Origin of the sequence: Ralstonia sp. A12 (genome assembly GCF_000801955.1) — a bacterium.
GTDB lineage: Bacteria > Pseudomonadota > Gammaproteobacteria > Burkholderiales > Burkholderiaceae > Ralstonia.
In genome coordinates, this window is sequence record NZ_JSZO01000028.1 from 171,278 (window position 1) to 183,903 (window position 12,626).

The window sequence follows — 12,626 nt, forward strand, 5'->3', positions numbered from 1 at the left end:
GCGTTATGTTTGCTTGAGCAATTCGCGCATGGATGCCGGGTTGAACGGCAGCGTACGCGGGCGCACGCCTACGGCGTCATATACCGCGCTGGCAATGGCCGACGGGATCACCGCGACAGCGGGTTCGCCCGCCCCCGTGGGCGGCTGGTCTGGCCGATCGATCAGCACCACGTCCACCTGCTTGGGCAACTCCGGGAACTTCAGCAAGCGGTAGGTCAGCCAATCGAGGCTAGTGACCGCTGACGTTGTGAAGTTGACCTCCTCAAACAGCGTCCGGCTAATGGTCTGCACGACCTCGCCTTCCACTTGGTTGCGCACGCCGTCGGGGTTCACGATCAGGCCGCAGTCGTGCGCCAGCGTGACCTTGCCGACCTGGATGACGCCGGTGGTCCGGTCCACCTCCACTTCAATGACGGCTGCCACGAAGGAATTGTTGGGCTCGTAGCGCACGCAGGCAACGCCGCGCCCGTGCGCAATATTGCCGCTGGGCTTGGTCGCAAACAGCGGACGGCGTACCCAACCGGATTGTTTCTCCACCACATTCAGTACCGCAATGGTGCGCGGTTCGGACAGATGGCGCAGGCGGAATTCGATCGGGTCGGCCTTGGCGGCCACGGCCAGTTCGTCGATGAATGATTCGTTCGCGTACGTGTGTTGTAGGCGGCCCGGGCCACGCAGCCACGCCGGGCGCAGCGGCGTGCGTGCAATGCGGTTGACCACCACGCTCACGTTGGGCGCCGCATACGACGAGACCATGTTGAATTCCATGCCGCCCGGGTTGTCTAGCGGCTCGGCCAGCGTTGGCGTGCGGGTGAGTTCGCCGGCCAGCAGGGGCACGTCGATGCTGCCCGAAGCGCGATACGGCACCCACGATTCGTATTGCCATGCCTGAATCTTGCCTTGGTCGTCCAGCGTGGCGGCCACGTCGGAGATGACGGGCGGGCCCTTCGGGTCCCAGCCGTGTTCGTCGTCGCGCATCCATTGCACGCGCACGGGTCGGCCGATTTCCTTGGAGAGGATGGCGGCTTCCGCGGCGGCGTCTTCGTGGCCGTTGCGGCCGTAACAGCCCGCGCCTTCCACGTAGATCAGGCGCACATCGCCCTTGTCCATCTTCAGCATCTTGGCAATCTGATCGCGCGTGAGGTGTGGCGATTGCGTGGCCGACCACACTGTCAACTTGCCGTTGCGGTAGTCACCAATCGCGCACGACGGACCAATCGAGCCGTGCGTCTGGAACGGCCAGCAGTACGTGGCGCGCACCACCTTGCCCTTGCTGGCCTTGTTGATCTGCTCGACGGCGTTGCCGCGCTCCAGCACCTTGCCCTGATCATGTATCGGCAGAGCGCGCACAGCGTCGTACAACTTGGCTTGCTCGGGCAGGCCCGCCCATGCAGACCACGTGGTTTGTACGGCGCGCGCACTGCGGATGGCCGCCCACTCGTCGCTGGCGATGACGGCCAGCAGGTTCTCCACGTGTACGGTGCGCAGGAAGCCCGGCACCTTCTTCGCGTGGGTGTCATCGAACTTCTCCAATTGCGCGCCGTACGCATTGGGGTGGATGACGCGGGCGTGCACCATGCCCTCCACCTTCACGTCTTGCATGAACAGGAAGTCGGCAAAGACCTTGGCGCGCACGTCGTCGCGCTTGACCGGCTGGCCGACGAGCTTGTAGCTGCCGGGTGCCTTGAGCGGTGCGTTGGGATCGAGATTGAGTGCCAGTGGGTGTGCCGCCAGCAAACGGTGGTACGGCGTGCCTTGCTTGTCGGTCGCGTTGCGAAAGACGAGGCCGTCTTCCAGGCGCACATCGGCCGGTGCGATGCGATAGGCCTTGCCAGCTACCTCGCGGATGGCCGCAGCAGCCGTGGCCGCGGCCTGGCGTAGCTGAATGCCGGCGTTGGAAATCGACAGCGAGCCAATCGTGGCGCCCTGGTCCACCGTCATGGCTGTATCACCTTGCACCACGCGGACGCGATCGATCGGAAACTCCAGCTCTTCCGCCGCCATTTGAGCGAGTGCCGTGGTGTTGCCTGTGCCGAGATTGACCTTGCCTGTGTAGATCGTGAGCGTGCCGTCGCCTTCGAGTACGAGGAAAGCATCAACCCGCTTGGCGTCGATGGACTTGGTCTTGGCTGTGGCGGTTGCACCGACTTCGGCAATTTCGCCCAGAACCTTGGCCGCAGCCAGCCCGGAGAAGGAGAAACCAATCGCAAGCGCGGCCCCTTGCTTGAGAAAGCGCCGGCGCGAGAAGGACGTGGATTCGGAGGTGGAATGACTGGCGCGCATTTAGGCCTCGCTGGCTTTGAGGATGGCGCGGACGATCCGCATGTGTGTGCCGCAGCGGCAGAGGTTGGAGGCGAGCGCCTCTTTGACTTGCGCTTCGGTTGGCTTCGGATTGGTGTTCAACAGCGAGCGTGCCGCGATCAGCATGCCGTTGATGCAGTAGCCACACTGCACGGCTTGCTCGTCGATGAATGCCTGTTGCAATGGGTCGGGTTTGGCAGGCGTGCCCATGCCTTCGAGCGTCGTAACCGCGCGGCCCGCCACAGCCGAGACCGGCAGCACGCACGAACGTTGGACTGCGCCATCGATGAGCACAGAGCACGCGCCGCACTGTCCAAGCCCGCAACCGAAGCGAGGTCCCTTCAGGTGCAGCTGGTCACGCAAGACATACAGCAGCGGTGTTTCGGGCGTTGCCTTGACGTCAACTACGTTCCCGTTGACGTGCAGCGCGATGTGATTGTGAGTGGTGGCGGTCATTTGTCGCTTCCGGTTTCTTTGCGCAGTGCCTTGACTTCATCAGCCGTTACGGCGGGGGCCTGATTCCCCCAACTGTTGCGCGTGTAGGTCAGCACGTTGGCAATCTCCGCATCGCTGAGGGCGGGGCGGTGGGCCGGCATCGGATACGGCGCAGGCACACCGTCGATGACGAGCGCTTCCGTACCGTTCAAGGTCACATTGATGAGCGAGAGCGGGTTGGGCTCCAGCACGTTGGGATTGCCTGCCAGCGGTGCCAGCCACGGCGCCGTGCCGTTCCCGTTGGGCAGGTGGCAGGCCACGCAGAAGTTCTGGTAGACCTGGGCGCCATGTGCCATCGTTTGCGGGCTGATCGCGCCTGGCGGCACTGCAGATGCACCCGCGGCAGGCAAAGACTTCAGATAGCGCGCCATCGCGGCGAGGTCGCGGTCGGTCATCCACTGTGTGCTGTGGTTCACCACCTCTGTCATCGGCCCGAACGCGGTCGCGTGTGTGTTGGCACCGGTCTTGAGGAAGTCCACGATGTCCTGGTCACTCCACTTGCCGAGGCCCGTGGTTGGGTTGCCTGTCAGGTTGGAGGCAAACCAACCATCCAGTACCGCACCGGATAGATACGTGCTGCTGCGCTCGTCGAGAGCCTTTTCCTGAAGACCGATGCCGCGCGGCGTATGGCACGTACCGCAGTGGCCCAGACCCTGCACCAGATAGGCGCCACGGTTCCACTCCACGCTCTTGGCGGGGAGGGGTTTGAAACGCTGATTGTCGAGAAACAGCATGTTCCAGATCTTCAGCGGCCAGCGCATCTGCAGCAGCTTCGGAATCTCGGGGGCCTGATTGGCCCGCTTCACGGGTTCGACGCCATGCATGAAGTACGCGTACAGCGCAGCGGCATCTTCATCCGATACCTTGGCGTAAGACGGGTAGGGCATCGCCGGATAGAGGTTGTGCCCGTCCTTGGCCACCCCGTCGCGCAATGCACGCGCGAATTCGGCTTCGCTGTAGCGTCCGATGCCGGTTTCCGGGTCGGGTGTGATGTTGGTCGAGAAAATCGCACCGAGCATCGGCACGTTCATTTTCAGACCACCAGAGAAGGGCGCGGCACCCTTGCCGGTATGGCAAGCGGCGCAGTCGCCGGCCTGCGCAAGATAGCGCCCGCGTTCGATCAGCATGTGATCGGGGCCTGGCTGATCTGCCCGGGCGATGCCGATGGTGCTCAACAGCACGAGTATTGCGGGAAGTCGGGTTCTCAACGGCCTGTCCTTTGTCGAAGTCTGCAATGGCTCTCGCAGTTGCGAAGAAAGCCGTTGCTGAACGTGACGCGCCGCATTGGCGTGCGGTGAAAGCCAGGGGAATCGACAGGCGAGGTTCGGTTGAGCGTCGCGCCGGGTTGGGCAAGCGTTGCGCTTTCGGGTGTCCGATCTGCCATGCGGGAGGGCGGGCTGCTCGAATCGGCCCCGGGGGCACGTATGGAGCGCGTCTACCCGAGACTTTGCGGGATCGCCCGGACTTCCGAAATCGGAAAAGTCCGATATCGAGCGCGATCTGGCGCGAAACGATCCGTGTGGCTTCGGTGGCTTGCCAAAGAAAAAGCCCCGCGACTGCGGGGCTTTTCTTGTTGCCTGATTGGCTGGCGAGGGAGGTTAGACCTGCGCGCCGAAGTTCGGATCGTCGTTCGGGCCGGTGGCCTTCTTCTCGGCCTTGACCAAGTCTTCGCGCTTGACGCCCAGCCACATGCACAGCGCGGCTGCCACGAACACCGACGAGTAGATACCGAACAAGATGCCGATCGTCAGCGCCAGGGCGAAGTAGTGCAGCGTCGGGCCGCCGAACACCAGCATCGACAGCACCATCATTTCGGTCGAGCCGTGGGTGATGATCGTACGCGAGATGGTGCTCGTGATGGCGTGGTCGATCACCTCGTGCGTGTTCATCTTGCGGTACTTGCGGAACGCCTCGCGAATCCGGTCGAAGATCACGACCGATTCGTTCACCGAGTAGCCCAGCACGGCCAGGATGCCCGCCAGCACCGACAGCGAGAACTCCCACTGGAAGAAGGCGAAGAAGCCCAGGATGATGACCACGTCGTGCAGGTTGGCGATGATGCCCGCCACTGCAAACTTCCACTCGAAGCGGATCGACAGGTAGATAACGATGCCGATCACCACGAACAGCAGCGCGAGCAGGCCGTCGGTGGCGAGTTCCTTGCCGACCTGCGGGCCGACGAACTCGACGCGCTGCAGCTTGGCATCCGGCGTGGTGGCGTTCAGGGCCGTCATCACCTGCTGGCTCTGCACGGCCGAGGCGATGGGCTTGCCGTCCGGCCCGTTCTTGAGCGGCAGGCGGATCATCACGTCGCGCGAGGTGCCGAAGTTCTGCACCTGGGCATCGGCATAGCCGAGCTTCTCAACGTCGGCACGGACCTTTGGCAGATCGGCGGCCTGGGTGTAGGCGACTTCCATCACCGTACCGCCGGTGAACTCCACCGACAGGTGCAGCCCCTTGTGGAACAGGAAGAAGACAGCGGCGATAAACGTCAGGAACGACAGCGCGTTGAGGATCAACGCGTGCTTCATGAACGGAATATCGCGGCGGATGCGGAAAAACTCCATGGTCTGCCCTTTGTGGCAACCGGCCCGAAGGTACGGGCCGGTGCCGGTTATGCAAGATTTCTGTGGGTGATGCGCGTTACTGCTTCGCCGGCGTTTCAGTATTGCCCGGCTTCCAGATCTGACCGATTGCCAGACCTTGCAGCTTCTTGCGGCGGCCGTACCAGAGGTTGACCAGGGCGCGGTTGAAGAACACTGCCGAGAACATCGAAGTCAGAATGCCCAGGCAGTGCACCACGGCAAAGCCCTTCACCGGACCGGAGCCGAAGGCGATCAGCGCCAGGCCCGCGATCAGCGTGGTGACGTTCGAGTCCACGATGGTTGCCCACGCACGCTCGAAGCCCGCGGCAATCGCCATCTGGGCCGAGGCGCCGTTGCGCAATTCTTCACGGATACGCTCGTTGATCAGCACGTTCGCATCGATGGCCATACCGAGTGCCAGCGCAATAGCGGCAATGCCCGGCAGCGTGAGGGTGGCCTGCAGCATCGACAGCACGGCAATCAGCAGGAACACGTTCACGCCGAGCGCCACCACCGAAAACACGCCGAACAGCATGTAGTACAGGACCATGAACACCGACACGGCGAGGAAACCGTACAGCGCCGAGTCGAAGCCCTTGCGGATGTTGTCGGCACCCAGCGACGGGCCGATGGTGCGCTCTTCGATGATCTCCATCGGTGCGGCCAGCGAGCCGGCGCGCAGCAGCAGCGCCAGGTCGGCCGAGGCTTCGGTCGAGCCCATGCCCGTGATCTGGAAGCGCGAGCCCAGTTCGGACTGGATGGTGGCCACCGTCAGCACTTCGCCCTTGCCCTTTTCGAACAGGACGATGCCCATGCGCTTGCCGATGTTGTCGCGCGAGACATCGCGCAGCATGCGGCCGCCCTGGCCGTCGAGCGTGATGTCCACCGACGCATTGTGGTTCTGGTCGAAGCCGGCCGAGGCGCTGGTGATGCGGTCACCCGTGAAGATCACTTGCTTCTGCAGCAGCACGGGCGCGCTGCGACCTTGCGTGAAGAGCTCGTCGCCCAGCGGAACCGGGTCGCCGGCGCGCGGCACCAGCGGTGCATTCGGGTCTGCCAGACGGGCTTCCAGCGTGGCGGTGCGACCGATGATGTCCTTGGCCTTGGCGGTGTCCTGCACGCCGGGCAGCTGCACGACGATGCGGTCCGGGCCTTGTTGCTGGATCACCGGCTCAGCTACGCCCAGTTCGTTCACGCGGTTATGCAGCGTCACGACGTTTTGCTTGACGGCGTTGTCCTGCACTTCCTTCATCGCGGCTGCGGTAAAGGTGCCGGTGAGGGTGGCGCCGTCAGCGGTCTTGTCGACGTTGTAGGCCAGTTCGCGGGTGGAGTCGGCCAGTACGCCACGGGCGCGATCGGCGTCGTCAGCGCTGCTGAACTTGATGGTGATGGTGTTGCCGCTGCGGTCGATGCCGCTGTGGCGGATGTTCTTGTCGCGCAATTGCGTGCGGATGTCACCGGCCAGCGAGTCGAGCTTCTTGGTGACCGCGCCGTTCATGTCGACCTGCAGCAGGAAGTGCACGCCACCGCGCAAGTCCAGGCCCAGGAACATCGGCAGGGCATGGATGGAGGTCAGCCAACGCGGCGAGCCCGACAGCAGGTTCAGCGCGACGATGTAGGTCGGGTCGGTCTGGTCGGTGTTCAGGCCACGGGCCAGGATGTCCTTGGCCTTGAGCTGCGTGTCGGTATCGGCAAAGCGCACGCGCACGCTGTTGGAGGTGCCGTTGTTGTCGAAGAACACGCCGGTGGGCTGAATGCTGGCTGCAGCCAGCAGGCTCTCGACCTGCTTCTGCACGTTCAGGTCGACCTTGACGGTCGCCTTGCCCGACGACACCTGCACGGCAGGCGCCTCGCCGAAGAAATTCGGGAGCGTATAGAGGAACCCGATGGCAAGCGCCACCAGGATCACAATGTATTTCCAGAGCGGATAACGATTCATCTTGGAGGGCAGTGAGGCGGCGCCAAGCAGCGCGGGCGCGGATTCTAAGAATAGGCGCTGCCTAAGATTCCGGCGCCAGCGTGAATCACGCATGGCGCCGGGAGAGGCCGATTACAGCGCTTTGAGCGTGCCCTTGGGCAGCACGGTCGTTACGGCGCTCTTCTGGACGGTGATTTCCGTGTTGGCAGCGACTTCCACGGTGACGTACTGCTCGGCTACCTTGGTTACCTTGCCCAGGATGCCGCCGGCGGTGACGACTTCGTCGCCCTTGGCCAGGGCTTCGAGCATCGTCTTGGTTTCTTTCTGGCGCTTCATTTGCGGGCGGATCATGATGAACCACAGCACCACGAACATCAGGATGATGGGCAGGAAGCTCATCAGGCCACCTGCGGCACCACCAGCCGGTGCGGTTTGCGCGTAAGCGTCGGAAATGAGGAACACGGTCAAAACTCCGTAAATGGTTCGTCAATCGGTCAAAAATTGGACCGGACATTCTACCATTGCCGCCTTGCGGCAAATGGGCGCATGGCCAGTCCTGTCAAGGGGCCGTCAGAGTGCGCCGCGGGCCCGGTCGGCGGCAAAGCGCGCCTGGAAGGTAGCAAAGCTGTGCGACTCAATGGCGGTGCGCATCTCGGCCATCAGTTCCAGGTAGTAATAGAGGTTGTGGATGGTGTTCAGGCGCGCGCCCAGGATCTCGCCCACGCGCTGCAGATGATGCAGATACGCGCGCGAGAAGTTGCTGCAGGTGTAGCAGCCGCAGGTCTCGTCCAGCGGGCGCGGATCATTGCGGTGCACCGCGTTCTTGATCTTGATGTCGCCAAAGCGGGTGAACAGCCAGCCGTTACGGGCGTTGCGGGTCGGCATCACGCAGTCGAACATGTCGACGCCGGTGGCGACACCCGCCACCAGGTCTTCCGGCGTGCCCACGCCCATCAGGTAGTGCGGCTTGTTGGCGGGCAGGCGCGGTGCCACGTGCTGCAGCACGCGCATCATGTCTTCCTTCGGCTCGCCGACCGACAGCCCGCCGATGGCGTAACCGCCAAAGCCCTGGCCGCCGGCGTTCTCGTCGATGGCTTGCAGCCCGGCCAGCGATTCATCGCGCAGTTGCTCGAACATGCCGCCCTGGACGATGCCGAACAGCGCGTTGGGATTGTTCTCGCGCTCGAACTCATTGCGCGAGCGCTGCGCCCAGCGCAGGCTCATGCGCATCGATGCGGCCGCCTCAGCCTCGGTAGCGGGGCGATCCCCGATCTTGTACGGCGTGCACTCGTCAAACTGCATGACGATGTCGGAGTTCAGCCGGCGCTGGATCTGCATGGAGATCTCGGGCGACAAAAACAGCTTGTCGCCGTTGATGGGCGAAGCAAACGTCACGCCTTCTTCGGTGATTTTGCGTAGATCGCCCAGCGAAAAGACTTGAAAACCGCCGGAATCGGTCAGGATGGGCTTGTTCCAGCCATTAAAGCCGTGCAGCCCCTTGTGCGCATCCATCACCTCCAGCCCTGGACGCAGCCACAGGTGGAAGGTGTTGCCGAGGATGATCTGCGCGCCGATGTCCTTCAGCTCTGCCGGCGACATCGCCTTGACCGCGCCATAGGTGCCCACCGGCATGAAGATGGGCGTTTCCACCACGCCGTGGTTCAGGGTCATGCGGCCGCGTCGTGCGAGGCCATCGGTGGTGAGCAGTTCGTACTTGAGCATGGTCAGGCGGAGGTGGATTCGGTGTCGGGTTCAGCGCGCGTGAGGAACATGGCGTCGCCGTAACTGAAGAAGCGGTAGCGCTGGGCAATGGCGTGCTGGTAGGCGCCGCGGATGGCCGCCAGGCCCGCAAACGCCGACACCAGCATCAGCAGCGTCGACTTGGGCAGGTGGAAGTTGGTCACCAGCGCGTCAACGGCGCGGAAGCGATAGCCGGGGGTGATGAAGATGTCGGTCTCGCCGCTGCCCGCGTGGAGCGTGCCGTCAGGCTGTGCAGCCGATTCGAGTGCACGCATGGAGGTCGTGCCCACGGCGATTACCCGCCCGCCGGCTGCCCGCGTGGCGCGGCTGGCCTCGGCCAGCTCGGGTGTGATGGCGTACCACTCGCTGTGCATGCGGTGCTCGGCGATGTTCTCCACGCGCACCGGCTGGAACGTGCCCGCGCCCACGTGCAGCGTCAGGAAGCCGCGCTGGACGCCCATGGCGTCGAGCCTGGCGAACAGCGCATCGTCAAAATGCAGGCCCGCCGTGGGTGCCGCGACGGCGCCCGGGTTGCGTGCATAGACGGTCTGGTAGCGCGTTTCGTCAAAGCTGTCCGGATCGTGTTCGATATAGGGCGGCAGTGGCAGGCGGCCGTACTGCTCGATCAGGTCCAGTGCGGGCTGCGGGAAGCGCAGCGTAAAGAACGGCTCGGCGCGCGGGCCAACCGTCACGTCAAAGGCGTCGGCCAGGCGCAGCGTGGTGCCCTCCACCGGCGATTTGCTGGAACGGATCTGCGCCAGCACGGTGTGCTCGTCCAGGAGGCGCTCGACCAGCACTTCAACCTTGCCGCCGCTGGCTTTGTGGCCGAAGAAGCGGGCCTTGATGACACGCGTGTCGTTGAAGACGAGCAGGTCGCCGGGGCGCAGGTAATCGACCAGGTCAGCAAACTGGCGGTCTTCATAGGACACACCCGAGTGCACGCCATCGGCCTCACGGCGCACGGCCAGCAGGCGGCTCGCGGTGCGGTCGGGCAGGGCGGTTTGCGCGATCAGCTCGGGCGGCAGATCGAAATCGAAATCGGACAGCGTCAGCATGAAAAGTGGCGCAGACGTGGATTGCGCCAAGTGATGGTGGCGGGCGCCGGTACAATCGGGCGCAACCGCAAAGTTCGCCATTGTAAACGTCCTGTGCCGCCTCGCACCCGTTCCGCCACTGATGCTGCTTCTCTGCCCGACGATGATGATGCGCCGGCACCCAAGCCAAAGCGCGCGGCCGCGGTAGACAAGTCGGCCAAGACTGCCCGCCCAGCCGACAAACTCGCCAAGCTGGGCCTGCACCGCGACGTCGATCTCGTCCTGCATCTGCCGATGCGGTACGAGGACGAAACCACACTCCTGACCATCGCCGAGGCGGTTGCCCGTGCCAATACCGGCTGGGTCGCGCAGGTGGAAGGCACGGTCACGCGCAACGAAGTGGCGTTCCGGCCGCGTCGGCAGCTCGTCGTGCATATCGCGGATGACTCCGGCGAACTCGTACTGCGTTTCCTCAATTTCTACGGCAGCCAGGTCAAGCAGATGGCCGAAGGCGTGAGCCTGCGCGTGCGCGGCGAGGTGCGCGGCGGCTTCTTCGGCGCGGAAATGGTGCACCCCACCGTGCGCGCCGTGGCGCCCGATGAGCCGCTGCCCGATCGGCTGACCCCGGTGTACTCGACCGTGGCGGGGGTGCCGCAGGCGTATCTGCGCAAGGCGATCCTGAACACGCTCACGCGCACGCCGTTGCCGGAAACGGTGCCGAACAGCCTGATCACCGGCCCGCTGGCGCCGCTCAAGCTGATGGCCCCGGCCGAAGCCGTGCGCTTGTTGCATCAGCCGACGCCCGACGTGGATGAGTACAGCCTCGTCGAGCGCACGCACCCGGCGTGGCTGCGGATCAAGTTCGATGAGCTGCTATCGCAGCAGCTTTCGCTCAAGCGCGCGCAGGCTGCGCGCCGCATGCGCAACGCGCCCATCTTGCGCACCAGCGGCAAGGATGGTCTGCTCGCGCGCTTCATGAATGCGCTGCCGTTCAAGCTGACCGGTGCCCAGGCCCGCGTGTGGGAAGAGATTCGCGCCGACCTCGCCCACCCGTACCCGATGCAGCGGTTGTTGCAGGGCGACGTGGGCAGCGGCAAGACCGTCATCGCCGCGCTGGCGGCGTGTCAGGCCATCGATGCCGGCTGGCAGGCCGCGCTGATGGCGCCGACCGAACTGCTGGCCGAGCAGCACTACCGCAAGTTGTCCACATGGCTTGCGCCGCTGGGTGTGGATATCGTCTGGCTGGCCGGCAGCCTCAAGCGCAAACAGAAGGACGAAGCCGCCGCACGCGTGGCCGCCGGTACCGCGCAGCTGGTGATCGGCACGCACGCGCTCATTCAGGATTCCGTCACCTTTGCGCGCCTTGGCCTGGCGGTGGTGGATGAGCAGCACCGCTTTGGCGTGGCGCAGCGATTGGCCCTGCGTGGCAAGGCAAGCAACGGCGATGCACCTGTCGCCGCCAGCGCCCAAGTGCCGCACCAGTTGATGATGTCCGCCACGCCCATCCCGCGCACGCTGGCGATGACGTACTACGCCGATCTGGACGTCTCCGCCATCGACGAGTTGCCGCCCGGCCGCACGCCCATCGTCACGCGGCTGGTGAACGATGCGCGCCGCGACGAAGTGATCGAGCGCATCCATGCCGCCGCGCAGGAAGGGCGCCAGGTCTACTGGGTCTGCCCGCTGATCGAAGAAAGTGAAGCGCTGCAATTGCAGACCGCTGTGGAGACCTTCGAGACGCTCTCGCAAAGCTTGCAAGGCTTGAAGGTGGGCCTCGTGCATGGCCGCCTGCCCTCCGCCGACAAGGCCGCCGTGATGAGCGCCTTCGCCAGCGGTGAACTGCACGTGCTGGTGGCTACCACGGTCATCGAAGTTGGGGTGGACGTGCCCAATGCTTCGCTGATGGTGATCGAGCATGCCGAGCGCTTCGGCCTTGCGCAGCTGCACCAGTTGCGCGGGCGGGTGGGGCGCGGCACGGCGGAATCGGTGTGCATCCTGCTGTATCAGGCGCCGTTGTCACCCACGGCCAAGCAGCGCCTGCAGACCATGCGTGAGACCACCGATGGTTTCGAGATCGCCCGGCGCGATCTGGACATCCGCGGCCCTGGCGAATTTCTCGGCGCGCGGCAATCGGGCGAGGCCATGCTGCGCTTCGCCGATCTCAATCACGATGCGTGGCTGGTCGAGTTTGCGCAGGGCGCGGCGGAGCAGATGCTCGCGCGTTTTCCCGAAGCCGTGGAAGCGCATCTCAAGCGCTGGCTGGGCGAGCGCGAGCACTATCTGCGCGTTTAGCCGGTAGCCGGCACTAGCCACAGCAACCGCGTTGTTCCTGCACCGGCGGACATTTGACCGAGCCGTACGAGCAGAACACGCAGCAATCGCCCGGCTCAGGGCGCAGCAACGTGTGGCAAGCCGAGCATTCGTAGAAGAAGACGCAGGCGTCGGTGGGCATGGTTTCCTGCCGGGCGAAGCCGCAGCGCGGGCACGTCAGGATGGATTCGAGCGTTGCGGTACCCATCGGGACTCCCTTGCCTTCAGTGGATGGGGACCAGT

At 64.3% G+C, this 12,626-nt stretch carries 10 protein-coding genes; 1 reads left to right on the forward strand and 9 read right to left on the reverse strand.

All coding sequences use genetic code 11. The features are described from left to right. Nucleotides 1-3: 3 nt before the first annotated feature. From PI87_RS22805 to queA, 8 genes are all read right to left on the reverse strand, one after another. The gene (locus tag PI87_RS22805; protein WP_039600000.1) at nucleotides 4-2,283 is read right to left on the reverse strand and encodes a xanthine dehydrogenase family protein molybdopterin-binding subunit; all 2,280 of its coding nucleotides are present in this window, start codon (nucleotides 2,281-2,283) and stop codon (nucleotides 4-6) included. After that, a complete protein-coding gene (locus PI87_RS22810) occupies nucleotides 2,284-2,757 on the reverse strand; it encodes a (2Fe-2S)-binding protein (RefSeq protein WP_039600001.1) in 474 nt (157 codons plus the stop codon). Beyond that, nucleotides 2,754-4,004, reverse strand: a complete 1,251-nt coding sequence (locus tag PI87_RS22815) for a cytochrome c (protein WP_442965510.1) — start codon at nucleotides 4,002-4,004, stop codon at nucleotides 2,754-2,756. The genes PI87_RS22810 and PI87_RS22815 overlap by 4 nt, the downstream gene beginning before the upstream one ends. A gap of 390 nt (nucleotides 4,005-4,394) precedes the next feature. Continuing rightward, nucleotides 4,395-5,363 carry a protein translocase subunit SecF gene (secF, locus tag PI87_RS22820; RefSeq protein ID WP_039600003.1) on the reverse strand — a complete coding sequence of 323 codons (969 nt, stop codon included), beginning with the start codon at nucleotides 5,361-5,363 and terminating at the stop codon, nucleotides 4,395-4,397. A gap of 76 nt (nucleotides 5,364-5,439) precedes the next feature. Further along, nucleotides 5,440-7,320 (reverse strand): protein translocase subunit SecD, encoded by a 1,881-nt coding sequence (secD, locus tag PI87_RS22825; RefSeq protein ID WP_039600004.1) that lies wholly within the window; start codon nucleotides 7,318-7,320, stop codon nucleotides 5,440-5,442. A gap of 111 nt (nucleotides 7,321-7,431) precedes the next feature. Next, nucleotides 7,432-7,761 carry a preprotein translocase subunit YajC gene (yajC, locus tag PI87_RS22830; protein ID WP_039600147.1) on the reverse strand — a complete coding sequence of 110 codons (330 nt, stop codon included), beginning with the start codon at nucleotides 7,759-7,761 and terminating at the stop codon, nucleotides 7,432-7,434. A 108-nt stretch (nucleotides 7,762-7,869) separates the two neighbouring features. Next, complete coding sequence (tgt, locus tag PI87_RS22835; protein WP_039600005.1) at nucleotides 7,870-9,021, reverse strand: tRNA guanosine(34) transglycosylase Tgt; 1,152 nt, start codon at nucleotides 9,019-9,021, stop codon at nucleotides 7,870-7,872. Between the two features lie 2 nt (nucleotides 9,022-9,023). Further along, on the reverse strand, nucleotides 9,024-10,094 hold the full coding sequence (queA, locus tag PI87_RS22840; RefSeq protein ID WP_039600006.1) for a tRNA preQ1(34) S-adenosylmethionine ribosyltransferase-isomerase QueA: 1,071 nt from the start codon (nucleotides 10,092-10,094) through the stop codon (nucleotides 9,024-9,026). A 93-nt stretch (nucleotides 10,095-10,187) separates the two neighbouring features. Between queA and recG the strand changes: the two genes are divergently transcribed. Then, nucleotides 10,188-12,365: an ATP-dependent DNA helicase RecG gene (gene recG / locus PI87_RS22845; protein WP_039600148.1), complete on the forward strand. Its 2,178-nt coding sequence runs from the start codon at nucleotides 10,188-10,190 to the stop codon at nucleotides 12,363-12,365. A 13-nt stretch (nucleotides 12,366-12,378) separates the two neighbouring features. Here the strand turns inward: recG and PI87_RS22850 are convergent, their stop codons facing one another. Further along, the gene (locus PI87_RS22850; RefSeq protein ID WP_039600007.1) at nucleotides 12,379-12,591 is read right to left on the reverse strand and encodes a GDCCVxC domain-containing (seleno)protein; all 213 of its coding nucleotides are present in this window, start codon (nucleotides 12,589-12,591) and stop codon (nucleotides 12,379-12,381) included. Between the last annotated feature and the right edge of the window lie 35 nt (nucleotides 12,592-12,626).

Coding starts and splice junctions, on each gene's coding strand:
- secD (WP_039600004.1), bottom strand. CDS start 7,320: ATGAATCGTTATCCGCTCTGGAAATACATTGTGATCCTGGTGGCGCTT.
- tgt (WP_039600005.1), bottom strand. CDS start 9,021: ATGCTCAAGTACGAACTGCTCACCACCGATGGCCTCGCACGACGCGGC.
- PI87_RS22810 (WP_039600001.1), bottom strand. CDS start 2,757: ATGACCGCCACCACTCACAATCACATCGCGCTGCACGTCAACGGGAAC.
- PI87_RS22805 (WP_039600000.1), bottom strand. CDS start 2,283: ATGCGCGCCAGTCATTCCACCTCCGAATCCACGTCCTTCTCGCGCCGG.
- PI87_RS22850 (WP_039600007.1), bottom strand. CDS start 12,591: ATGGGTACCGCAACGCTCGAATCCATCCTGACGTGCCCGCGCTGCGGC.
- secF (WP_039600003.1), bottom strand. CDS start 5,363: ATGGAGTTTTTCCGCATCCGCCGCGATATTCCGTTCATGAAGCACGCG.
- queA (WP_039600006.1), bottom strand. CDS start 10,094: ATGCTGACGCTGTCCGATTTCGATTTCGATCTGCCGCCCGAGCTGATC.